At 74.4% G+C, this 23,232-nt stretch carries 18 protein-coding genes; 9 read left to right on the top strand and 9 right to left on the bottom strand.

Annotated features, from left to right (window positions below; translation table 11 throughout):
* Window positions 1-79 precede the first annotated feature (79 nt).
* Both LC193_RS00225 and LC193_RS00230 read right to left on the bottom strand, forming a co-directional pair.
* Window positions 80-1,306, bottom strand: a complete 1,227-nt coding sequence (locus tag LC193_RS00225) for a helix-turn-helix domain-containing protein (protein ID WP_226070058.1) — start codon at window positions 1,304-1,306, stop codon at window positions 80-82.
* 73 nt (window positions 1,307-1,379) lie between these two features.
* Entirely contained in the window at window positions 1,380-2,603 is a 1,224-nt protein-coding gene (locus tag LC193_RS00230; RefSeq protein WP_226070060.1) for a helix-turn-helix domain-containing protein, read from the bottom strand.
* A 183-nt stretch (window positions 2,604-2,786) separates the two neighbouring features.
* On the opposite strand from LC193_RS00230, the gene LC193_RS00235 reads away from it, so the two are divergent.
* The 3 genes from LC193_RS00235 to LC193_RS00245 all read left to right on the top strand — a co-directional run bounded on the left by LC193_RS00235 (window position 2,787) and on the right by LC193_RS00245 (window position 4,886).
* Window positions 2,787-3,272 carry a hypothetical protein gene (locus LC193_RS00235; protein WP_226070062.1) on the top strand — a complete coding sequence of 162 codons (486 nt, stop codon included), beginning with the start codon at window positions 2,787-2,789 and terminating at the stop codon, window positions 3,270-3,272.
* An 85-nt stretch (window positions 3,273-3,357) separates the two neighbouring features.
* Entirely contained in the window at window positions 3,358-4,053 is a 696-nt protein-coding gene (locus LC193_RS00240; protein ID WP_226070064.1) for an HAD family hydrolase, read from the top strand.
* Window positions 4,054-4,235: 182 nt separating this feature from the next.
* Window positions 4,236-4,886, top strand: a complete 651-nt coding sequence (locus tag LC193_RS00245) for a TetR/AcrR family transcriptional regulator (RefSeq protein WP_226070065.1) — start codon at window positions 4,236-4,238, stop codon at window positions 4,884-4,886.
* Here the strand turns inward: LC193_RS00245 and LC193_RS00250 are convergent.
* Window positions 4,877-6,355, bottom strand: a complete 1,479-nt coding sequence (locus tag LC193_RS00250; protein WP_404819322.1) for an LVIVD repeat-containing protein — start codon at window positions 6,353-6,355, stop codon at window positions 4,877-4,879. The two genes, LC193_RS00245 and LC193_RS00250, sit on opposite strands and share 10 nt — an antisense overlap.
* Before the next feature lie 138 nt (window positions 6,356-6,493).
* Here LC193_RS00250 and LC193_RS00255 point away from each other — a divergent pair, with 138 nt between their 5' ends.
* Window positions 6,494-7,189 carry a DUF305 domain-containing protein gene (locus LC193_RS00255; RefSeq protein WP_226070069.1) on the top strand — a complete coding sequence of 232 codons (696 nt, stop codon included), beginning with the start codon at window positions 6,494-6,496 and terminating at the stop codon, window positions 7,187-7,189.
* Between the two features lie 26 nt (window positions 7,190-7,215).
* On the opposite strand, the gene LC193_RS00260 is transcribed toward LC193_RS00255, so the two are convergent.
* Window positions 7,216-8,133: a DUF6214 family protein gene (locus LC193_RS00260; protein WP_318842114.1), complete on the bottom strand. Its 918-nt coding sequence runs from the start codon at window positions 8,131-8,133 to the stop codon at window positions 7,216-7,218.
* Between the two features lie 93 nt (window positions 8,134-8,226).
* Here LC193_RS00260 and LC193_RS00265 point away from each other — a divergent pair, with 93 nt between their 5' ends.
* The 4 genes from LC193_RS00265 to LC193_RS00280 all read left to right on the top strand — a co-directional run bounded on the left by LC193_RS00265 (window position 8,227) and on the right by LC193_RS00280 (window position 12,544).
* The gene (locus LC193_RS00265) at window positions 8,227-9,588 is read left to right on the top strand and encodes an FAD-dependent oxidoreductase (RefSeq protein ID WP_226070072.1); all 1,362 of its coding nucleotides are present in this window, start codon (window positions 8,227-8,229) and stop codon (window positions 9,586-9,588) included.
* A 275-nt stretch (window positions 9,589-9,863) separates the two neighbouring features.
* Window positions 9,864-10,541: a uracil-DNA glycosylase gene (locus tag LC193_RS00270; protein ID WP_226070074.1), complete on the top strand. Its 678-nt coding sequence runs from the start codon at window positions 9,864-9,866 to the stop codon at window positions 10,539-10,541.
* Window positions 10,538-11,542: a BadF/BadG/BcrA/BcrD ATPase family protein gene (locus LC193_RS00275; RefSeq protein ID WP_226070076.1), complete on the top strand. Its 1,005-nt coding sequence runs from the start codon at window positions 10,538-10,540 to the stop codon at window positions 11,540-11,542. Before LC193_RS00270 ends, LC193_RS00275 begins: the two co-directional genes overlap by 4 nt.
* Window positions 11,543-11,656: 114 nt before the next feature.
* Window positions 11,657-12,544 (top strand): sirohydrochlorin chelatase, encoded by an 888-nt coding sequence (locus LC193_RS00280; RefSeq protein WP_226070078.1) that lies wholly within the window; start codon window positions 11,657-11,659, stop codon window positions 12,542-12,544.
* On the opposite strand, the gene LC193_RS00285 is transcribed toward LC193_RS00280, so the two are convergent.
* Together LC193_RS00285 and LC193_RS00290 are read right to left on the bottom strand one after the other, a co-directional pair.
* Complete coding sequence (locus tag LC193_RS00285) at window positions 12,521-13,867, bottom strand: FAD-dependent oxidoreductase (RefSeq protein ID WP_226070079.1); 1,347 nt, start codon at window positions 13,865-13,867, stop codon at window positions 12,521-12,523. The genes LC193_RS00280 and LC193_RS00285 overlap by 24 nt on opposite strands.
* A 111-nt stretch (window positions 13,868-13,978) precedes the next feature.
* Entirely contained in the window at window positions 13,979-15,520 is a 1,542-nt protein-coding gene (locus LC193_RS00290; protein WP_226070081.1) for a tryptophan halogenase family protein, read from the bottom strand.
* Window positions 15,521-16,314: 794 nt separating this feature from the next.
* Here LC193_RS00290 and LC193_RS00295 point away from each other — a divergent pair.
* On the top strand, window positions 16,315-16,905 hold the full coding sequence (locus tag LC193_RS00295) for a flavin reductase family protein (protein ID WP_226070083.1): 591 nt from the start codon (window positions 16,315-16,317) through the stop codon (window positions 16,903-16,905).
* A 75-nt stretch (window positions 16,906-16,980) separates the two neighbouring features.
* On the opposite strand, the gene LC193_RS00300 is transcribed toward LC193_RS00295, so the two are convergent.
* From LC193_RS00300 to LC193_RS00310, 3 genes are read right to left on the bottom strand one after another with little or no spacing between them, the layout of a single operon-like run.
* Window positions 16,981-18,273, bottom strand: coding sequence for a cytochrome P450 (locus LC193_RS00300; RefSeq protein ID WP_226070085.1), 1,293 nt, complete (start codon window positions 18,271-18,273; stop codon window positions 16,981-16,983).
* 2 nt (window positions 18,274-18,275) lie between these two features.
* On the bottom strand, window positions 18,276-21,578 hold the full coding sequence (locus tag LC193_RS00305) for a ferritin-like protein (protein WP_226070087.1): 3,303 nt from the start codon (window positions 21,576-21,578) through the stop codon (window positions 18,276-18,278).
* Window positions 21,575-23,032 carry a flavin monoamine oxidase family protein gene (locus LC193_RS00310; protein ID WP_226070089.1) on the bottom strand — a complete coding sequence of 486 codons (1,458 nt, stop codon included), beginning with the start codon at window positions 23,030-23,032 and terminating at the stop codon, window positions 21,575-21,577. The genes LC193_RS00305 and LC193_RS00310 overlap by 4 nt, the downstream gene beginning before the upstream one ends.
* Between the last annotated feature and the right edge of the window lie 200 nt (window positions 23,033-23,232).

The raw sequence follows: 23,232 nt of genomic DNA on the forward strand, positions 1-23,232 counted from the left end.
GCGCTCCACCGTCAACAGGCACGCGGCGTGGCCCTGTGGGCACTCTCCGACGAGCGCGGGTGCACGGAGCGTGCACCCCCTACTGCACTCCCAGGAACTCCCCGATCTCTCGCTGCTCCCCGGTGAGCGCTGCCCGCTTCCGTTTCCGCGCCGCCCGGAAGACGTCCCGCCCGAGCTGCTGGTGCCGCAACCACTCCGGTGTCGTGCTGCGCAGCCTCGAAAGCGTGCGGAACGCCTCGTCCGGACGGCGCACCTCGGCCTCCGCGAGCGCCACGTCCAGCATGTGCCGGTGCCTGTTGTCCGACGTCAGCGTCAGACCTTCCGGCAGTCGTTCCGACAGCATCAGCACACGGTCGTACCGCTTGGCGATCATGTTGTTCTCGATGCCCATCAGCGCGACCGACGACCAGTCGAACCGGCCGTAGCTGTGCGGGTCCGTCGCGGACACCTCCCCGAGCGCCACGGCCGCGGCTCGCGCGACGCGCAGCAACTGCCGAGCCTCCGTGTCCTTGGCGTTCCGGGCCGCCGAAGTGGACGCGCGCAGCAGCAGACGCCCCCAAAGGCCGAGTTCGGCCCTGGTCGCCCGCGACAGGCGCGGCTCCACTTCGCCGGCGGCCGCGATCGACAGACGTTCCGCCTCGTCGAACCGCGACTGCCGCAGCAACGTCCAGCCCTGGAGGTAGACGCCCGCCGCCGCTTTCATCCGGTCCCCTGCGGCGACCGCGTCGCGCACGGCGTCGGTCAGCGCCACGTGCCCCAAGTCGTAGGCGCGCACTTGCGTCAGGTACCGTCCGGCCTCCAGCAGCGCTGTGGCGCGGATCAGCAGGGCCTCGCGACGCTCGGGCCCGGTGTCGAAGTGCCGCACGGCCTGGTGGGCCGCCGCGACAGCGCCGGGCAGCGCCGCGCCGAGCGCACGGTAGTCGTCCGCGTGGTAGAGGCCCGCGAGGGCCCTGACGGTCTCCCTGAGGTGGTCGAGTCGGATCTCCTCGCCCATCTCCCCGAGGGCCGGGTGACCGGTGACGGTGACAGGCGGTGAGATCGCCTGCCGCAGTGGCATGAGCGCGATCGACCGGTCGCCGGCATGCATGTCCGCGCCCAGCTCCAGCGGTTCGAAGAGCTGGCTCGTGCGCAGTCCGAGGGCGCGTGCGATCGCGTGGTAGGTGTCGATGCGGCAGACGCCGCCCCGCTCGATTTTCTTGATCACGCCGAGGCTCAGCCCGGCCCGCTCGGCCAGACGCTCCTGGGTGAGTCCCAGATCCTCCCGCGCCCGTCGCACCCGCCGGCCGGTTGCGTTGTCGTCGCCCATGCCTGCCGCCCTATGCCTGATGGTCAGTCATGTCCCAGCATAGGTTCGGGATTTCGCGAATGCGGCGCTTCGGTCAGTGGTCCAGATGGAAACGTGACGACATGCGGCGCAGGCGCTCGGACACTCCTGCTCGTTCCGCACTCCGGATGCGGCGGAGAGTCGCTCGCGCGATCGGGTGATTGCGGATCAGCTGCGGCGCGGTGGCCTCCGCCTTCTCCAGTTGGGCCAGAGCGCGCTCACGGTCCCCCGACCACAGGTGCGCGCGAGCCAGGTCGAGTGCGTAGTGCCCACGCCGGGATCTGGGGAGCGTCGCGAGAACGGCGTGATCCATCTGGCGGTCGAGGCGCAGCGCCTCGTCCTGGTTGGACATCTCCAATTCGACGCTCACCGCGTGCAGTGCGACGTTGCCCGCGCTGAAGGTCAGGCTGTGGCGGTCGAAGGGCAGGGGCGCATGAGCCGCGCGCTCCGCTGCCTCCCGGGCCTGCTCGATGCGGTGCCGCGCTTCGCCGTGTCGGCCTCCCCTGGCGGCCGAGACGGCGGCGCGAAGGTGCAGCGTCCCCCAGAGCCGCGTGGCCGGCGGGTCTCCCCTGCGATACAGCGGCTCGATGTCCCCGAGCGCGTTGTCGGACAGGGACACGGCGTCGTCCCAGTCGGCCGTGGCCCACATGTCCCAGACGCGCATCCAGTGGGCGACGGCGGGCATCAACGCATCACCGCTGTGCGACGCGGCCCACGCCGCTCGCTCGCACGTCATCGTCACCAGTTCCGGGTGGCCCAGGGCATGCGCCGAGGTGTGGCCGAACTTGCAGGCGATGGCGTAGACCGCGTACGCCTCCTCCCGCTCCCGGCCGCTCGACTGCTCGGCCAGGGCCCGTGCTTCGCGCAGGAGGTCGGGCAGCGCGGCCAGGATGCCGCTGTGCTGTGCGTTGTCGCGCGACAGGTGCAACTTCCCGGTGTCGGCCCATAGTTGCTCCGCCGGCCTCGGGGTGCCGTCGAACACGGGCGCCAGGTCGTAGCGCCGCAGCTCTCTTATGATCGCCGCCGCGCTGATCAGCCACTGGTTCGCCGGAGCGGCCCGGGTGTACGGCCGGTCGATCAGCTCGTTGGGGTGAATGTGCAGGGCCCCGGCGACGGCGTTGATGACACTGGTGCGGTCCAGCTCGATGCGGCCCTTCTCCGCCTTGGACACCCATCCCTGGGTGCGCCCGAGAGCGGCGGCGACATCGGCCTGGGTGAGGCCGAGCCGGAGGCGCGCGTCGCGCATCCGTTGGCCGATGGACTGCGCCTCGTCCATCACCGCACCGTCCCGGCGGCGGTGGTGTGCGCGGGCCGTGCTGCGCGCATGATGGTCTCCGTGTTCGTCCGGCGGTAGCACTCAGGACGGTACCCTCCGTCAGCTTGAGGCCGACAGCGAACGGCCCTGGCGGTCCGTCCTTCGCGAGCCACTGTCCACCTGATCCCACCCCGAGAAGGGCGGCCCATGCCGACCATTGCCGTCACCGGCCACATGGACCTGACCGACGCGACCGTGCCCCTGGTCTCCGCGGCCCTGCGCGACCTGCTGGCCGCGTACCCGCCCGCCGACCTCGTCGGCGTCTCGTGCCTCGCGGCCGGCGCGGACAGCCTGTTCGCCGAGGCCGTGGTGGCGGCCGGTGGCCGCTTGGTCCTGGTGATCCCCTCCCGGGACTACCGGGAACGGAAGGTGAAGCCCGAGCAGGCCGCGCAGTTCGACCGCTTGGCCGAGGCCGCCGCCGAGGTCGTCACCATGCCGGTGGAGCGCGCCGGGCGGGAGGCGTACGAAGCCGCGGGAAAGGAGTTGCTGCGCCGCGCCGACCGGCTCGTGGCCGTGTGGGACGGCCGGCCGCCGAATGGGAGGGGCGGCACGGCCGACACCGTGCTGCAAGCGCGGGAGGCCGGCCTGCCCGTGGACGTCGTCTGGCCCGCGGGCGCCGCGCGTCGCGGCTGAGGAAGCCCGGTCGCAGCGATCAGGGACGTCGCTCGGCGGCTGACACGGGCTGGCGGGGCCCCGGGCGCACGGGCAGGATCGTTCCATGGCGATCGCGGGAGTGCTTTTTGATTTCTCCGGGACCCTCATGCGCATCGAGTCGGCCGAGTCCTGGCTGCGGGTCGCGGCCGAACGCACGGGCACCGCGTTCGAGCCCTCGGAGCTCGCGGAACGGGCCGCCGCCCTCGAAGCGGCCGGCGCGCTGCCGGGCGGCGGACCGCCGCAGTCGGTGCCGCCGGAGCTGGCCGGGCTCTGGCGGGAGAGGGACCGGGACGCGAGCGGGCACCGGGCCCTGTACACCGGGCTGGCCCGGCAGGTTCCGCTGCCGCGGCCCGAGCTGTACGACGTCCTGTACGACCGGCACATGGAGCCCGAGGCGTGGCATCCCTATCCGGACACGTCCCGGGTGCTGGGCGAGCTGTCGGACCGCGGCCTGGGCGTGGCGGTGGTCAGCAACATCGGCTGGGACCTGCGCCCGCTGTTCCGGTCGCACGGTTTGGACCGGTGGGTCGACGCGTTCGTGCTGTCGTACGAGCACGGTGTGCAGAAGCCCGACCCCCGGCTGTTCCGCGAGGCGTGCGACGCGCTCGGCGTTCCGCCGCAGCAGGCGCTGATGGTGGGCGACGACCCGGTGGCGGACGCGGGCGCGGCGGCGCTCGGGTGCGCCGTTCACCTGGTGGCTCACCTGCCGACCGGGGAGCGCCCCGACGGGCTGCTGCCAGTGCTCCGGCTGGTGGGCTGACCGGCCCTGCGGGCGGGGGCGGCGGAAAAGGAGCAGGTGGTGGCAGGGAGAAGGCGGTATCGGGCGGTCCCCCGCGCCGCCCGATACCGCCACCGGCGCCGGGCAGTGGTCCGCCCGACCGGGGCGGCTGTCCGGTGCCGTGCTGAGTATATTGACTGTGAGCCAGTCAACGGGAGTCCAGCATGTCCCCTCGAAGCGCTTCGGTCAATGAAGAAATGCGCCGACGCTCTCGCCAACGGCTCCTCGACGCGACCGTCGAGCTGGTTTCCGAGCGCGGCTACGAGGCCACGACGCTCGGAGACATCGCAGACCGGGCGGGGGCGGCCCGCGGTTTGATCTCGTACTACTTCCCGGGCAAGCGGCAGCTGCTCCAGTCGGCGGTGCACCGCATGATGCATCTCACACTTCAGGAGGCGCTGGAGCGCGAGCCCGAGCCCTCGGGGCCGCACGCGGGGCAGGAATGGCTCGCGCGCGCGATCGACGCCATACTCGGGCTGGCCCGGGACCGGCCGGTGCTGATGCGTGCGCACATGGCGGGGCTGCTCCAGCAGGAGGGCTTCATCCAGTGCGTGGAGCAGCAACGGCTCGCCGCGCTGCTGCGCGACGCGATCACCCGCTACGGTTCGGCGGACCCGGACCGGGACTACCCGCTGCTGCGGGCGCTGCTGATGGGCACGGTGGTCGCCCAGCTGCTGCCGGGGGCGGCGCTGCCGCTGGCGCGGTTGCGGGCCGAGGTGTTCTCGCGGTACGGGCTGCCGTGGAGTCTGGGCGTCCCGCCGGGCGATGAGCCGTCCGGCGGGACGCCGCCGCAGGTCCTGCTGCCTCAGCGGTAGTAGCGGGGCTGCGTCTGCGCGTTCAGCTGGTCGAGGTGGACGCGGCGGGCGCCGTCGGTGCGGCGGTCGTCGATCCGCAGCACGTCCAGGCCCTTCTGGTCGTTCGAGTAGATGTGCCCGTTGTAGTAGTAGGACGACCAGGCGCCGCCGAAGGCCAGGACGTCGGCCGTGATCGGGCCCCGTTCGAAGTATCCGATCTCGCGGGGGTTGTCCGAGTCGGTGAACTCCCACACGGAGACGCCGCCCTGGTACCACGCCTGCACCATGATGTCGCGGCCCGGTACGGGGATCAGCGAACCGTTGTGCGCGACGCAGTTCTCGGTGTCCGCCTGGTGGCGGGGGATCTTGTAGTAGCTGCGGAAGGACAGTTCCCGGCCGTCGCCGCGCCCGGTGACGTGGTAGATGCCGTTCGCGCCGAACTCGTCACCGACCTCGGCGTTGCACGTCGCGCCGCCGCCCCCGCCGAGTTCGTCGGTGAAGACCACCTTGCGGCCGTCGTGGCTGAACGTCGCGGAGTGCCAGAACGCGAAGTTGTCCTCGTCCCTGACCCGGTCGATGACGCGCGGCCGGTCCGGTCGGGAGATGTCCATCAGGATGCCGTCGCCCATGCAGGCGCCGGCGGCCAGGCCGATCGCGGGGTAGGCGGTGATGTCGTGGCAGCCGGTGGTGGCGGAGCTGTTCTCGTCGCCGGGGAAGCCGCCGTCGGGGAACGTCACCTCGAAGCTGGAGAGTTCCGCGCGCTCCGGGGCCGCGCGCGGCACCTCGACGACCGAGATCCCGTCGTGCGGGGGCTGGCAGTCGGGGAAGGTCGCGCTGGGCGAGTAGGAGGACACGTACACCCACACGCTGCGCCGGTCGGGGACCAGGGTGTGGGTGTGGGAGCCGCAGGCCGTCTCGACCGCGGCCACGTACTCGGGGTTGCGCTTGTCGCTGATGTCGAAGACGCGCAGGCCCTCCCAGGAGGACTTCTGGGTGGCCGACTGGGACGTGCTGGCGCACGAGTCGTCGCTGCGCGAGGAGTCGACCGAGAAGACGAGCAGGTCGCCGTCGACGGAGATATCGCCCTGGCCGCCCGGGCACAGCACGCGGCTGACGATGCGCGGGGAGGCGGGCCTGCTGATGTCGTAGATGACGAAGCCGTCGTAGTTGCCCGCGAAGGCGTACCGGCCCTGGAAGGCGAGGTCGGAGTTGGTCCCGGTCAGGCCCTCCTCGCGGGGCACGGTGGCCAGGTGCCTGACGTTGCGGCTGTGCGCGATCTCGTCGACGCCCGGTATCCCGCCGCCGCGGATGGCCGCTTCCGCCTGTTCCCGCTCGGCGGCGGGCAGTTCACGCGGGGCGGCGGGCGCGTCGCCTGGGTCGGGGGTGGCCGAGGCCGGAGTGGTGGTGCAGAGCGCGGCGAGCAGGCCGGCCACGACCGCGGCCACGCCGAACCTTGTGCGCCGAACGTGCTGTCTGTGCAGCGATGTCACCGCGTCCTCCCTGAGAAATCCGCTGTGGGCATGCGGAGTTGCCCGGTGCGTGGGCCCCCTCAGTATCCGCCCGGCCATGTCCATTTCAAAGTGGGTAATGTGGTGGGTGTCGTCGCAGGCTTCCCGTGGGAGGAACCGTTGACCCGACGCCGTCGTTTCCCCGCCAGGACCGGGGCCGTCGCCCTGTTCGCCCTGTCCGCACTGCTGCTCGCCGGCTGCACCGCCGACCCGGCGCCCGCCGACGAGGCGGCGGGGCGGGACGCGGCGGAGCAGGACGCTCCCCCGGTGATCGCGCCGGGGCGGCCGGGCGAGCCGGCCCGCACCCTGTCCCCCGAGGAGGCCGGGGAGGCCGGCGAGGCGGCGGCCGAACCGGCCGCGCCCGACTTCGTGTTCATGCGGATGATGGTCGAACACCACGAGCAGGCCCTGGTGATGACGGAGCTGGCGGGATCGCGCGCCGGTGACGACCGGGTGCGGCGGATGGCGCGCCGCGTGGCCGCGGCGCAGGGGCCGGAGATCGACGTCATGAACGCCTGGCTGACGCGGCACGCGGGGCACCCGGCGGACGCCGGCGGGCACGGGGGGCACGAGGAGGCGGGGATGCCCGGCATGGCGTCGGAGGAGGAACTGGCCGAGCTGGCGGCGGCGCGCGGCGAGGCGTTCGACGCGCTGTTCCTCGACCTCATGTCGCGGCACCACGAGGGCGGCGTCCTCATGGCCGCGGACGTGCTCGCCGGTACGGGTGACGTCATGGTGGAGCAGCTGGCCAACGACATCCTGGCGACCCAGACCGTGGAGATCGAACGCATGGCAGACCTGCGTCGGGCCGTGTAGTCCCGGATGCCGCGGCGCGGCGGGGGTCAGCGGCGCGCGTGGCGCGGGCCGAGGTAGCCCTTGTCGCGTGCGGCGGCGATGAGCCTGAGCGAACGCCGGCGGCTGCGCCCCGTGGCGTCCATGACGGCGAGGACGGGGTCGGCGCCCGCGGCCTGGGCGGCGAGGTAGACCTCGGCGGCGGCCCGGCGGCCCGCCCGCCCGGTGCCGCGCCGGCGGGGGGCGCGGTGGCCGGCCGGGCGTTCGGCCGTGCGCACCGGGGTCCGGCCTTCGTCCGGCTCCGGCTCGGGTTCCGGTTCGGGTTCGGGTTTCGGCTCCCGGTCGGCTCCCGACCTCTGTTCGAGTCCCGGCTTCTGGTTGGCTTCCGGCTCCGGTGCCGGCTGCTGCCCGGAACAGCCCTCCTGCCCGCATCCCGGCGCGGCCGATGTCTCCGGCGCCGCCCCGGGGGCGGGCGCGGAGGACGCGGCGGGTTCCGGCCCCGGCGTCGGCCGGTCCCGCGCGACCGCCCCGGCCGGCGCGGGGTCGTCCGCCGGCGGCCGGCAGTGCTCCGCGGGGGGACGGCCGGTGAGCGCCCGGCACACGTCGCGCAGCGGCTCGCCGAGACGTTCCGTCAAACTGCCGAACCCGTCCACCGGAAGCGGCGGGTCGGCCCGCATGTCCTCGATGAGCACCCGGTCGCCACTGACCTGGGCGAGGACGTCCACGCGCACCCCGTCGGCGAGCATGAGCCCGACGCTGAACCACGGTGACAGGCCCGGCGCCCCACCGGCCGGTGTGGGAGCACCGGAGCCGTGCCCCCGCAGCTCCCACACCGGCCGGTCCGACCCGGAGCCGTCCCGCCGATGGCCACCCGAAAAGCCGGAAAAGCTACTCTTCACCACGGAGGCAACGTAGACCGAAGCCCACGCGCCGCGCGGGGCGGCGCGCACTCCCCGGACGCACAGCACCCCGTCAGCTCACTCCCTTCCCAGCCCCTTCGATGGGATGCTTGAGCGGCTTCGTACCGGCCTTCGACTCGTCGGCGCAAGGAGTTCTCGCACATGCTTCGCATCGCTGTGGTGGGGTCAGGACCGAGCGGCGTGTACACGGCCCAGTCCCTGCTCGACCAGCCGGCCGGGCAGCGGGTCCCGGTCGCCGTGGACGTTCTCGACCGGCTGCCGTGCCCGTTCGGACTCGTGCGCTACGGGGTGGCCCCCGACCACGAGAAGATCAAGTCCCTCCAGGGAACCCTCCGGCAGGTCCTCGAACGCCCCGAGGTCAGGTTCCTCGGCAACGTGCAGGTGGGCGAGGGCGGCGTGCCGGCCGCGCGGCTGCGGGAGCTGTACCACGCGGTGGTGTACTGCGTCGGCGCGGCCCGCGACCGCAGGCTCGGCATCCCGGGCGAGGACCTGGCCGGCAGCTTCTCCGCCACCGACTTCGTCGCCTGGTACAGCGCCCACCCGGACGCCCCCGGCGCCGCGTTCCCGCTCTCCGCGCGGGCCGCCGTCGTCATCGGGGTGGGCAACGTCGCCGTCGACGTCGCCCGCATCCTGGTCCGCGGGCAGGCCGAACTGCGGCTGACGGACATGCCGCAGGGCCCCCTCGACGCCCTCGCGGCGGGCGCGGTCAGGGACGTGTACATGGTCGGGCGCCGCGGCCCCTCGCAGGCCAAGTTCACCACCAAGGAGCTGCGCGAGCTGGGGACGCTGCCGGGCGCCGAAGTCGTCGTGGACGAAACGGAACTGGCCGCGGACCCGGGGTACACGGACCCCTCGGCCCTGCCGGGAGCGGCGAAACGCAACGTCGCGGCGCTGCGCGGCTGGGCCGGCGCCCCGGGCGGCGGCGCCGAGCGGCGCGTCCACCTGCGCTTCTTCCTGCGCCCCGTGGAGATCCTGGACGACGGCACGGGGTCGGTGGCCGGCGTGCGCTTCGAGCGGACGGCGCCCGACGCGGCCGGGGGCGTGCGGGGCACCGGCACGTTCGTGGACATCCCCGCGCAGTTCGTGCTGCGTTCCGTGGGCTACCGCGGGGTTCCGCTGCCCGGTCTGCCGTTCGACCCGGCCGGCGGCACCGTGCCGCACGAGCAGGGGCGTGTGCTGCGGGACGGGGAGCGCTCGCCCGGCGAGTACGTGGCGGGCTGGATCAAGCGCGGGCCGACCGGCGTGATCGGCACGAACCGGCCCTGCGCGAAGGAGACGGCGCACGCGCTGCTCGCGGACGCGCCCGCGCTCGCCGCGCGGCGGGTGGCGGCCGGCGACCCGCTGACGGGACTGCGGGCCCTGGGCCTCGACCCGGTGGAGTGGCCAGGCTGGCTGGGCATCGAGACGGCGGAGGCGGCGTTGGGGCGCTCGCTCTCCCGGGGCAGCGTGAAGATCGGCGACTGGGCGGGGCTGCTGGCGGCCGCGCGCGGCGCCCACCGGTGACATCGGCGGCGCGCGCCCGGCGCCCGCACGCCGGTGCTCGACGCCCTGGTTCCGGCCGCCGCCCTCAGGGCTGCGCCGGGCGCGCCCCCGGGCCGGGGCGGTCACCGCGCGCTGGGACCCGGGGGCGTTCCGCACGGTGCGGCCCGCTCGTCCACCGGCCGGTCCCCCGACGGGGTACGCGAGCCGGGGCGTCGACCTGCCGGCGGACGTCCGCGCGAGCTTCCGGTCCGCACCGGGGAGACCTCGGGGGTGTGCGGCCAGTAGGGTGACCGACCGTGGCAGCACGAGCATTGAACGAGATCGTCGAGCCCGGCTGGGCGACAGCGCTGGCCCCGGTGGCCGACCGGATCACCGCCATGGGCGCGTTCCTGCGGGCCGAGATCGCGGCCGGCCGCACGTACCTCCCCGCCGGGGCCCACGTGCTGCGGGCGTTTCAGCAGCCCTTCGACGACGTGCGCGTCCTGATCGTGGGTCAGGACCCCTATCCGACACCGGGCCACGCCATCGGGCTCAGCTTCGCGGTGGCGCCCGAGGTGCGTCCGCTGCCCGGCAGTCTGGAGAACATCTTCCGGGAGCTGCACACCGACCTCGGCCTGCCGAGGCCATCCAACGGCGACCTCACGCCGTGGACCCGGCAGGGGGTGCTGCTGCTGAACCGGGCCCTGACGACCGCGCCCCGCAAGCCGGGCGCGCACCGGGGCAAGGGCTGGGAGGACGTCACGGACCAGGCCATCAGGGCGCTCGCCGCGCGTGGCGGGCCGCTGGTCGCCATCCTGTGGGGGCGGGACGCGCGCGGGCTGCGCCCGCTGCTCGGGCCGGTGCCGACCGTGGAGTCCGCGCACCCCTCCCCCATGTCCGCCGACCGCGGGTTCTTCGGCTCGCGGCCCTTCAGCCGGGCCAACGCCCTGCTGGCCGAGCAGAATGCCGCGCCCGTGGACTGGAAACTGCCGTGAGCGCCGCCGAGCGGGGCGCGTGGGTGCTCGGTGTGGACTCGGGCGGCTCCGGGCTGCGCGTGGCACTGGCCCAGGCCGAGGACGACGGCGCGGGGCCGCGCCCCCGGCGGCACGGCGAGGTGGTGGAGGCGCAGGCCGTGCGGACCGGGCCGGCGGGGATCGACGCCGGCCACCTGCTGGCGCAGGTGCTCCCGGCCGCCGGGGCCCTGCTCGCCGGGGCGGGAGTCGAGGGCGTCGACGCGGTGTGCGTCGGGGCGGCCGGCATGGCCACGCTCGGCGGGCAGTTGCGCGCGGAGCTGCCCGGCGCGCTCAGGGAGCGCCTGGGCGCGCGTCGGGTCGCGCTGGCCGCGGACGCGGTGGCCGCGTACGCCGGGGCGTTGGGGGTGCGGCCGGGCGCTGTGGTGGCGGGCGGCACCGGGATGATCGCGCTGGGCACCGACCTGCGGGCCTGGCGGCGGGCGGACGGCTGGGGGCACCTGCTCGGCGACTGCGGCGGCGGCGCGTGGATCGGCCGCGCCGGGCTCGAAGCGGCGCTGCGCGCCCACGACGGCCGCACCGGCGGCTCCTCCGCGCTGCTCGCCCGCGCCGAGGCGGTGTTCGGGCCCGTGGCCGGGCTGCCGGGGCAGCTGTATCCCAGGGCGGAACGGCCCGCGGTGCTGGGCTCGTTCGCGCCCGAGGTCGCCGCGTGCGCGGCGGACGGGGCGGGCGACCCGGTGGCGCTCGGCATCCTGGAACGGGCGGCCGAGGAGATCGCCGCCTCGGCGGCGGCCGTGTGCCCGCCCGCCGAGGGCGCGGAGGTGGCACTGACCGGCGGCCTGTTCCGCTTGGGCGAGCCGCTGCTCGCGCCGCTCCGCGCGGCGCTGGCGCGCCGCCTGCCGGCGGCCTCGGTGGTGCCGGCCGGCGGCGGGCCGCTGGACGGCGCGCTGCTCATCGCCGCCGGGCTCACCGGGGGCGGCCGGGACCTGCCACACGATCCGGCGTTGCTGCACGTGCCGGCGTGAAGCCGCGCAGGTCATCGGCGTTTCACACCGACGCGCGGGACAAAAGCGGACAGATCAGAGCCGGGTCCCCCCGGGCGAACGGCCGGTCACCTGAAGGCATTAACATGCGGCGACATGAGCTCCTCCACTGAGCCCCCAGCCGGCCTACCCGTACGTATGCCGCGTCCGCGTCAGTCCGGCCGTCACCGTCGGCCGGAGCCCGTGTCCGCCCCCGAGGGCGCCCCGGCGCTGGTGCTCGCCGTGCCGGGAAGTCCGTCGGCGGCCGGCCGCGGCCTGGCCGAGGAAATCGTGAGTATCGCCCGCTCCGAACTGCCGGGGCTCCAGGCACTGATCGCGTTCGTGGAGAGCAAGGAGGAGGAAGAGTTCCCCTCGCTCGCCGACATCCTGGGCGGGCCGGCCGAGGACGGGGAGGAGCCCGCCGGTCCGCCGCCGGTCGTGGTGCCGCTGCTGGCCAGCCCCGACTCCGCCTACCTGGACACGGTCAAGGCCATCGTGCGGGACAGCGGTGTCAAGGCCGGTGTCACCGACGCGCTCGGGCCGCACCCGCTGCTGGCCGAGGCGGTGCACGTCAGGCTCTCCGAGGCGGGGCTCGCCCGCGCGGACCGCGCCCGGCTGTTCACCGTCGCCACCGCGGCCGACGGCATCGTGCTCGGCACCGTCGGCGGCCAGGAGGCGGTCCAGGCGGCGGGGATCACCGGGATGCTGCTGTCGGCGCGGCTCGCCGTTCCGGTGCTCGCCGCGGCGCTCGACGAGGACGGTTCCGTGGCGCAGACGGCTCAGCGGCTGCGGGAGGCGGGGTCGCAGCAACTGGCCCTGGCGCCCTGCCTGATCGGCCCCGAGCTGCCCGAAGGGCTGCTCGCCATCGGCGCCGAGGCGGCCGGCTGTCCGGCGGCCGAGCCCCTGGGCGCCTACCCCGCGGTGGGCCGGCTGGTCCTCTCGGCGTACATGGCCGAGGTCGGCATCTCCCCGCAGAGCCCGTCACAGGGGGCACCGGTCCGCTGACGGCCCTGTCCCCTCGTCGTCCGCCGGACGGGAGCGCGGCCGGTCGGCCGGGCGGGCGGTGAGCGGGATGCGCACGTGCTCGGGCCGCAGGCCGACCCCGGTGACGCGGCTGAGCAGCCGGCGCAGCAGCGGCAGCATGCGGCGTGCCGCCCGCCCGTCCGGGCGGGCGAGTGTCTGATCGCCCCGCAGGGCCCTGGGGATGCCCACCCGCTGGAGGAGGCGGTGGAAGTCCTGGGTGAGCACGGCCGGCAGGCGGCGTCTGCGCTGCACGGCGGCGAGGAAGCGGCGCGGCAGCGGCCGGCCGGTGCGGCGGCAGGTGTGCAGGGGGCCCGCGAGCAGGTTGGCCGCGGCGACGGCGTCCTGCACGGCCAGGTTGACGCCGGAGCCCCCGACGGGCGACATGGCGTGGGCGGCGTCCCCGATGAACAGCAGCCCCGGGCCGTGCCAGCGGCGCAGCCGGTCGGGGCGCACCTCGACGAGCCGCAGGGTGTCGGCCCTGATCTCGTCCGTGCGGTCGGCGAGGAACGGCACCAGGCCGCCGATCTCCCTGCGGAGGCGTTCGACGTCGTGGCCCGGGGACGGCGCGTTCCCGCTCCGGCCGGTCTCGTAGGACACCTGCCAGTAGGCGGTGCGGTTGGTGAGGCTGGCGGTGCGGCCCTGGCCGATGCGCAGGGTCAGGCCCTCGTCGGGATCGGTGGCGCGCCGGGACAGCCGGAACATGGCGACGTACAGCGGCGCCCCCAGGCTGCGCGGGGTCAGTCCTGCGGCCCGGCGCAGCACGGAGTGCCGGCCGTCGGCGGCGACCACGAGGCTGCTGCGCACGGTCAGCGGGCCGTTCCTGGTGCGGCAGCGCACGCCGGCGGCGCGGCCGTCGCGGCGCAGGAGGCCGGTGGCCTCGGTGCGCATCAGGAGGCGGAAGCCGGGGTAGCGGGCGGCCTCGGCGGTGATGAGGTGCAGGAAGTCCCGCTGCGGGACGACCGCGAGGTAGGGGAACCGCAGTCCGAGGCCGGTGAAGTCCGCCAGTTCGACGCCGATGCCGTTCTGGACGAGGCTGATGCCGGCGAGTTTGCGGTGCGGGAGCGTGTGGAAGCGTTCGGCGATGCCCAGTTGGTCCAGGACGTCGATGGTGGTCGGCTGGACGGTGTCGCCGCGGAAGTCCCGCTGGAAGTCCGTGTTCTTCTCCAGCAGGACCACGTCGATGCCCGCCCGGACCAGGAGGAGGGCCAGCATGGCGCCGCAGGGACCGGCCCCGACGACGCAGACGGTCGCCGAGACCTCGGGCGCGCGGTGGCCGTCGGCCTCGGTCGGTGCGGTGGAGGACAACGGGGCGCTCCGATCCCTCGTTCGCGGGTGTCCGCGGCCGTCCGCGGACGGCCCGCGAGGAGTGCGGTGCGGCGCCCGGGCGCGGGGGTCCCGCGTCCGGGCGGCGGCGCGCTACGGGGTGTGGATGCGCTCCAGGTACTCGTAGCAGCTGGGCAGCTTCTCGATGACGGCGTTCGCCTCGGCGCGCAGCAGGTCGAACTCCGCGCGGGCGCGCGCGGGGTCCATGTGGGCGAGTGCCGGGCGGGCGCGGGCCGGCTGGTTGCCGAGGCCGAGCAGCATGGTGTTCCAGGAGTACGGCTCGAAGCCGTGGTAGTAGGGGTAGGTGGCCTCCTCGTCGATGAGGTGCGGCAGCGCCTGCTCCATCCGTTCGACGAGGCCGTCGGGCGCCTTGCGGGTCTTGGCCGCCCGCCAGTAGTCGTTGTCGCTGCGGGCCGCGCCCCGGTAGTGCAGGACGAGGAACTCCTTGACGCCGTCCACGGCTTGGGCGATCCGGGTGTTGTAGTTCCGGGTCAGTTCCGGGTCCCAGCGCTCGTCGGGGAAGTGCTTGACGAGCTGTTCGATGCCGTTCTGGATGAAGAAGATGCCGGTGGATTCGAGGGGTTCGACGAACGCGCTGGACAGGCCGATGGCCACGCAGTTCTTCACCCAGGAGTCGCGGCAGCGACCCACGCGCATGGCGATGTGGTTGACGTCCAGCTCGCCTTCCAGGTCGCCCACCCGGGTGCGCAGGGTGCGTTCGGCCTCTTCCGGCGAGGCGAACTCGTCGGAGTAGACGTAGCCGACGCCGTCCCGGTGGAAGAGCGGGATCCGCCACATCCACCCCGCGTCCATGGCGGTGGCCGTCGTGTAGGGGTTCATGTCGGTGATCTCCGGGCGGCTGACCCGGGTCGCCACGGCCCTGTTGTTGGGGAGCACGTCCTGGAAGGACTCGAACGGCTCCCCCATCAGCTTGTTGATCAGCGCGCCGCGGAATCCGGTGCAGTCGATGAACAGGTCGGCGTCCAGCCGCAGTCCGCCCCTGGTCTGCACGTGGCTGATCCAGCCGCGGTCGTCGAGCGCGCTGTGCACGACGTCGTCCACGATGTGCCTGGCGCCGCGTTCCTTGGAGTAGGCGGCGAGGAACGCGGCGACCTTGTCGGCGTCGAAGTGGTAGGCGTAGGGGAACTGGGCCCGCTGCTCCGCCAGGCTCGACCGGCCGAGGGAACCGTCGAGGCCGGTCGCGAAGAGGCTGCCGTCCAGCATGCGCGGGGAGCGTTTGGCCTCGCACAGCGCCGAGGTCACGAAGCACTGGCGGTCGAACGGCTGGGAGTGGTCGCCGAGCGCGAGCCACCACTCGGCCAGGGAGAAGCCGTCCGCCTTCCGCAGCCGTTCGAAGGGGTGGTAGAAGTGGTGGCCCTGCTTCGCCCAGTTCTCGAAGCGGATGGCGAGCTTGTAGCCGCCTTCGCACTTGGGCAGCCATTCGGCCTCGTCGAGCCCGAGGTAGTCGAAGAAGTGGCGGACGGTGCTGAACGTCGCCTCCCCGACGCCGATGCGGCCGACCGCCTCGGACTCGACGAGCGTGACGTCCAGACGGTCGGCGAAGGCTGCCTTCAGGTAGGACGCCGTCATCCAGCCGGCCGTCCCGCCGCCGACGATGGCCACTTTCCTGATCATTCAGTACTCCCTGTCGGGTGGATTGCCTCTGCCATGGCCGGACTCCCGGCCGGTGCTCCCGGCGTCCCGCGGGCACCGGGCCCGTGCCGCCTGGCCGCGGCGCACGAATTCCAAAAACTCCCGCGCGGCGCCCGGTTTTCTCGCCGGACCGTACGCGGTGAGTTCTTCCGAGGCCCGTCGGAATACCGTGCTCCATGAGTATCGAGCAGCGGCGTCAACTCCTTTATCACGCGCTGCTGTAGCGATTCGGGTAGGTTGTGCGGCGCCTTGTCGGCGGCCTTCCCGATCGGGGTCCGGCAGCCTACGCGAGCGCGTGGGTTTCCAGGTCGGTGCTGCTCGGCTGCCTGTCGCCCCGCGTTTCGCTGACCTACGGTGGACTCGCCGGGCCCGGTTCCGGTGCCGCGGAACGCCGCGCCGAGAGGGGTCGGCGGCGCCGGCTCCTTCCTCGGCGGAAGTGAGGAACTGTGAGGAATTGTGTTGGACGACAGGATCAGCAAGGCCGTCGTTCCGGATGGGGGCACAGCGGCCTCTTCGACCGCCGCCCCGTTCACCGGAAAAACGTCGGCCGCTCGGTTTCCGGCACGCTTCGCACGATGCCGGGGGCGCCGGGAATGCGCACCGGCGCGCCGGGCGCCCGGAGTTCCCGGCCCGAGCACCACGGCTGACCCCGCCCGGCGGGAGAGGAAAGGCGCGCCGCGGCGCGACGGGCGCGCCCCCGAGGGTTCCAGGGGGGCCGCCGCGGTGCGCGCGGTCCACGGCAGTTGGCGGCCCCGGCGAAGGGAGATCACCCAGACATGGAGCGGCAGGACGACACCGGAACGGGCACGGGCCGGCCGCGGCAGGACGCGCAGGCCGGCGCGGCCGAGTTCCGGGAGCTGATGAGCAGGTTCCCCACCGGGGTCTCGGTGGTCACCACGGTCGACGCCGACGGCACGCCGCAGGGGGCGACGTGTTCGTCCCTGTCCAGCGTGACCCTCGCACCGCCGACGCTGCTGGTCTGCCTCCGCACGGACGGCGGCACCCTCCAGGCCGTCCGGGAGACCGGCAGGTTCGCGGTCAACCTTCTGCACGAGGACGCCCAGCGGGCGGCGCAGGTGTTCGCGGGGCCGTGCGCCGACCGGTTCGCCGAGGTGTCCTGGCGGGCCTGGCGGCCCTCCGGGCTGCCGCATCTGCACCTCGATGCCCTGGCCTGCGCCGACTGCCGGGTGTCGGCGGAGCTGCCCGTGGGCGACCACGTGGTCGTGGTGGGCGCCGTGGCGCACATCGCGCTCTCGGCCCGGATGCCGCTGATGTACGGCATGCGGAGGTTCCTCGGCTGGACGGTCCCGGCCGCCCCGGGCCGGGAGGCCGTGCTGGCGCCGCTACCCGGCGGCGACAGCGACTGAGGAGCGGCCCGTGCTCCGCGCCCGGCCGGGCGCGGAGCACGGCACCGCCCCGGCTCCCGCCTGCCCGTGCCGCGCTCACACCACGCGCGTCACCGGCAGGCTCAGCGGCCCGTGGCAGGCCAGGTCGTCGCGGTACGGGAGCGGGCCCGCGGGCGGGCTCAGTCCCGGGAGCAGGTCGAGCAGGCCGTCGATGCCCGTTTCGAGCACGGCGCGGGCCAGGGCCGCGCCGAGGCAGTAGTGACCGCCCATGCCGAAGCCGAGGTGCCGGTGGCTGTCGCGGTCGAAACGCAGGCTGTCCGGCTCGGTGAACGCGGCCGGGTCGCGGTTGGCCGCGCCGAGCACCACGGTGACCTTCTCGCCCCGGGCGATGCGGTGCCCGGCGACCTCCTCGTCCTGCTGCGCCCACCGGCACACGGCCTGCACCGGCGAGTCGAAACGGAGGAACTCGTCGGCCGCCGCCGCCGTCATGTCCCGGCGCGTGCGCAGCCCGGCGAGCAGTTCCGGGTCGCGCAGCAGGAGCAGCGCCGACTTCGCGAGGGCCGCGGCGGCGGTCTCGTGCCCGGCGGACAGCAGGTGGACGCAGGTCGCCACGAGCAGGTCCTCCTTCGCCGGGCCGCCGGCCAGGTCCTCCTCCCACGGCGCCGCGAGCAGCAGGCTCAGCAGGTCACGGCGCGGCTCGCGGCGGCGGCGCGCGAGTGCCGTGCGGAAGTACTCGGTCAGCGCGCCCGCCGCCCGTTCCGCGATGGCCAGCCCGGTGCCCCGCAGGTCGCGGCGCGCGGCGGCGGCCGAGGCGGCCGGGCGCAGGCAGGCGACCTGGCCGCGCAGCCACTCCTGGTCGGCCCCCGGCACGCCGAGCACGTCGAGCACGGCGAGGACCGGCAGGACGGCGGCGTACTCGTCCACGAGGTCGAACCCGGGCTCCTTGGCGAGCCGTTCCACCACGCTCTGGGCGTTCTCCCTGAGCCGGGCGCGCACGCCCGCCCGCATCCGGCGCGCCAGGCAGCCCGCGACCACGGAACGCACCCGGGTGTGCCGCGGCGGGTCCATGAACGTGAGCCAGTCCTCCAGCAGGGCGGCCAGGCGCGGGTGGCCGGGCGGCACCGGGCCCGGCGCTCCGCTGTCGGCTCTGTCGGCGCCGACGGCGTGGTCCGGCGGCCGGGTCTCGCGCCCGAAGCCGCGCCCGGCGAGGACCACCACGGCCTCCTCGTGCCCGAACACCAGCCATTCGCGCCGGTGCGCGGGGCCCGGTGGCGGCACGGGGTGCAGGACACCGGCCCCGAGGTAGGCGCGGTACACGGGGTACGGGTCGTTCAGGCCGGCCAGCACACGCCGCCGGAACTCGGCGGGGGCGGGAGCTGAATCGGGCATGGTCACAGCTCCCGTGGGTCCATGGCGGCGAAGTCGTGGGCGCAGCCGCGCAGCAACTGCTCGACCGAGGCGGTCAGTTCTGGGCACTTGGCGGCCAGGTCGGCCAGGTCGGCCGCCGTGGCCGCCAGGCGCCGCAGCGCCACGTCGGCCCGGCCGACGACCTGGGGCGCACCGCCCATCTCGAAGGTGGGTCCTGCCGTGCGGCCCGGGCGCCCCGAGGGCAGGGTGACGATGTGCTCCCCGAGCGGGCGCAGCACGCCGGCCATGAGGTCGATCGCGGCGTTCATCAGCCGCGAGCGGCGCAGGCTGCGGTCGGGGGCGAGGCCGAAGTGCTGGGCCATCAGCTGGGCCATGAGCCCGTAGCAGCCGTTGAACAGCTCGATGGCCGCCCTGGCCTCGGGGTGGGTGACGAGGTCGCCCGCGGCGTCGCCGGTCCGCAGGGTCGGGTTGCGCAGCACGGGGTACGCCGGGTCCCACGGCATCCGCCGGCCGCCGGGGCCCAGGACGTACTCGCCGGCCAGCGCCTCTGCCGCGCGCAGGAAGACGTCGAAGTGCGAGTCGGAGGGCAGCGGGGCGTCCAGGACGCCGCCCTCGCCCTGCTCGGTCACGAAGTCGATCGCGAACAGGGCGCTGGGCACGTCGTCGACCTCAAGCTGGTAGTCCGGGTGGCTGTAGTTGATGTTCTCGCCCAGGAAGAGGTGGTGCTCGCCGCCGCCGCGTCCCGGCTCCACGAGGAAGATGCCGTCGAGCCGCTGGATGGCCTCGCGGATCGCCGCGTACAGCTCGCTGAGCGAGCCGTACCGGTAGGAGGCGGTCGGCGGCGGCGCGGCGGCGCGTCCCGACGGCGAGGCCAGGTCGCGCACCAGGCCGTGCGGGGCCTCAAGGGCGATGAACCGCTGGAGGCTGCCGCGCCCGAACGCCTCAAGGCTGAGGTCGAGCGGTACCGGCAGCTGGTGGTTGACGTTCCTGAAGTCGATGTCGGGGAGGTGGAAGGGCTGCCCGGTCGCCATGATGATGTTGTTGATGACCAGGAAGTGGATCATCTCCTCGCGGGCGACGTTCTGGAGCGTCTCGCGCAGGCCGCCCGCGGTCGTGTGGGGGCCGTCGCCGCACAGCAGGCGCAGCTGGCCCGGGGTCCACTCGCCGCGCTCGACGTGCCGCAGGCCGGCCGAGTAGGTGGGGAGGGACCACAGGGCGTACAGGTACTGGAGCATGACGGCCAGTTCGATCGTCGCGGCCTGCCGCAGCGCCGCCGCGAGTTCCTCGCGGTTGGCCGGGACCGGGGGCCGCGCGGTTTCGGCCAGCGGGACGGGCGGCAGTTGCCTGGCGGCCTCGGTGCGCCGCGCGAACTCCCGCAGCAGCTGGGTCTGCGGCGCGGTCATGTCGCGCGTCGACGGCATGTAGAACGTCTTGTCGCGGTGCCGCGGGTCGGCCATCAGCCACATGAGCCGGGCGTACGTGGCGACCTTGGCCGGGTCCTCGAAGCTGAAGACCTCGTCCTTCATGAACGAGTACATCAGCTCGTAGGAGGAGAGCACCTCGCGGTAGAGGCGGTCGGCGGTGATCTCGGCGGGGTCGAGTTCCGTGAGGTGCCAGTGGTCGGGCAGCACCCGCACCGACACGCAGCCGGCGGCCGGCCAGTACCCGAGCCGGTCCTCGTTGTCGTAGGCGACGGCGGCCGAGCCGGGGGCGTCCGGGTTGCAGGGCAGCGGGCGGCCCGGGGGCAGCAGCAGGAGCTGGGTCGCGCCCGGTTCCGCGCCCCTGATCCGCAGCCGGGCGCGCCCGGTGCCGTCGGTCGCGAGGACGCATCCGGCGCGAAACCGCGGGGCCGCCGCGGGCCCGCCGCCCGGGGCGTCGGGGGCGGCGACCTCGACGACGCGGATATCGGCCGGGCGCGCGGTGGGCGCCGTGGCGCGCCGGTCGAGCGGCAGCGCGCGCGGGTTGAAGAACTGGTGCACCTCGATGCCCTCGACGGGCGCGGGTCTGCCGCGGACGAAGGAGCGGACGGTGATGTCGGCGGCGAAGTCGCGCCCCGTTTTCCTGTCGGGGTGCTCGATGAAGCAACTCGCCTGGTCGGTCTGGACGTTGATCTCCTCCTCGGCCAGCAGGAGCGTTCCGTCCGACGCCAGCAGGCGCAGCTCGTCCCCGGGGTCGTCCCGCGCGCCGTCGGCGCGCGGCACGGACAGCACGCCCGCGGTGGTCTCCAGCGTGCCGGACAGGTACGAGGAGGCCGGGAGGACGGCGAGGAGGCGGCCCGAGACGGTGCGCACCTGGAGGTCCCCGAGGTCGGGCGGCGGCCCGAGCCGGTGCAGCGGGCCCGGGTCGGGCCGCGGGGAGCGGCTGACGGCGGGCAGGGCCGTGATCAGGTTGGCCGTCACGTGCTCGCCCGCGACGGCCAGCGTCATGTTGTGCAGCGGCGCGGACCGCCCGGCCAGCCGCCGCCTGCGGCCCGTCAGCAGCCGGCCCGCCGGGTAGGTGCGCAGTTCCTCGGGCCGCCAGGGCGCGATGGTGCCGCGCAGCTGCCAGCGGTCCGGGGTGTCGTTGGCGGTCGGGGTGGCCATGTTGAACAGCGCGAACTGCACGACGAGGCCGCCGAACCCCTCGGCCCGCACGGTGTCGCGCAGCGCCGTGAGCGTCGGTGACGCGCCGGTCCCCTCGCGCCAGAACAGCCGGTCGGAGGCCGGCACGACGAACTGGTGGACCACGGAGGCGCGGAACGCGTGCGCGAGCGGGTGCGGATCGTCGCGCAGCACGTGGCGCGCGTTGTGCCAGCGGGGCGGCGAGGTGTCGTGGACGTCGCCGATGGCGAGGTAGCCGACGTCGTGGGAACGACCGAGGCGGCCGAGGGCGAACTGGCCGACCATGATGGTGGTGGTCCAGTTCGACGCGGGGTCGACGTCGAAGACGCGCCCGCGGTTCGCGGTGGTGCCGATGGCCTCGTTGTAGTGGCCCCACAGGTCGAGCCCGCGGCCCACGAGCGGGTCGGCGGTGTCGGGGCGGCCGGGTTCGCGTTCGCAGGAGACGACCGTGGCGTCCACCCAGAAGTGGCCGTTGCCGCCGAAGTTCCAGCCCTTGACCGAGCCGAAGCGCCCCTCGGGTCCCCGGGTGCCGTCGGGCTCGTACCTGAAGCCCTGCCGCGCGAGGTAGGCGTGGTGCTCCGCGGCCGGGCGGTCGGCCGGCACGCGGGCCCCGTCGGCGACCGGCGCGTTGGCGGACAGGTCGAACAGCCCGGACCGCGGCCCTGTGGGCAGCCGGGTGACGCCGACGCCGGTGAAGTGGACCCTGGGCAGGTCGAAGACGCTCACGCGGACCTCCCGTACCAGGCGCCGGAGCGGCGGGCGAGGTCGTGGATGCGCGGGACCGCGTCGAGGCTCGACTCGATGCCCGCGTTGAGCCAGGCGGGCGCGGCCGAGCAGTGCTCGCCGGAGAAGAACAGCCGGCCCTGGGGGCGCGCCGCCCGTTCCACCTCGCGGGCCAGCGCCGCGGCCGACATGCCCCAGCGGCGCGCGGCGCAGCCGCGGTGCCAGGGGCGTTCGCCCCACGCGACGCTGACGACGTCGCGCACCATGCCGGCGTGGCCGAGTTCCGGGTGCAGAACGCGCAGTTCGTCGAGCACCGCGGCGTGGCGGACGGGTTCGGACATCCGGCCGAGCACGTCGGCGTCCTCGGCGATGGTGTAGCTGCCGAGCATCGCCGCGCCTTTCGCCGGGTCCCGGCCGGTGCCGCCGTAGTAGGTCTGGCGGACCCGGCCGCCGGGGGCGGAGCCGCCGCCCGCGATGCCCTGGTCGCTCCAGAACGGCCGCCGGCAGTGGACGGCGACCTTCGTCGCGGAGCCGTAGTCGAGGGTGCCGATGGCGTCCAGCTTGTCCGCCTCGACGCCGGTCAGCGGCAGGTGGCGCAGCACCGAGAACGGGATGGTGCACAGGACCACGGGGTAGCCGAGGGTGTCGTTCGCCCGGCCTCCGAAGCGCACCCGCACCTCGTCGCGCCGCACGTCGATGCCGGTGACCTCGCGTCCGGTGCGCACCGGGCGGCGCAGGCGCGCGGCGAGCCCGTCGGTCAGCTGGTCCATGCCGCCCGCGAGGCGGTACATGCCGCTGCCCGACTCGCGGATCAGGTCGTCGAGGAAGCCCTGGAGGCGTTCGCTGCACGCCGCCCACAGCTCGGGGTGGCGGCGCAGCGCGCCGCCGACGTCGGGCCGCTCGCCCTTCAGGGCGTCGGCGAGGTCGACGCGGTCGGCCGCCGCGAGCAGCTTGCCGACGTCGCGGCGGGCGTGTTCGCGCAGCTCGCGCGGGGCGATGGCGCGCACGGCCGCGTGCAGCCAGCCGACGAGCAGCAGCGCCTCCGGCCGGTGCGAGCCGCGGCCGGACAGCTCGGCGGTGTAGCGCATCAGCGGCTTCGCGGCGTGCCGCACCCGGACGAGTTCGCCGGCGACGCTCATCAGGTTCGCCGGGTCGCTGAGGATGGTGCGGAAGGGCCGCAGCCGCCCGCGCAGGCCCAACGCGTCGACGTAGCGCAGCGTCAGGTGGTGGTCGGCGGGGATGCGCATGGCGCCCAGTTCCGCGTAGGGCCCCTCGGGGCCGGCGAACCGGTGGGTGTACACGCGGCCTCCCACGCGGTGGTCGGCCTCGAACACGTCGACCTCGTGACCGAGCCGCTGCAACTCGTAGGCCGCGACCAGTCCGCTGACTCCGGCACCGAGCACCGCGACCGCGGCCCTGCCACCTCGTGCCACCGACCTCGCATCGAACCTGTTCACGCGGTTCTTCCCCCTTCCCGACGCAGCTCAGCGAGACCGATTCTGCGGCGGGGGAACGGGCGGCCACATCCCCCGCCGCGGCGGGCACGGCACGGTTTCCGCTGGTCGCCGCCGTGGTGGCGGGGCCGGGCCCCGGCCGCATCCCACGCGGGTACGCAGGTTCATCGGCGGCCTCGGGGAACGTTCTTCTGGGGTCGGCG

It is taken from the genome of Streptomyces marincola (genome assembly GCF_020410765.1).
Lineage (GTDB): Bacteria > Actinomycetota > Actinomycetes > Streptomycetales > Streptomycetaceae > Streptomyces > Streptomyces marincola.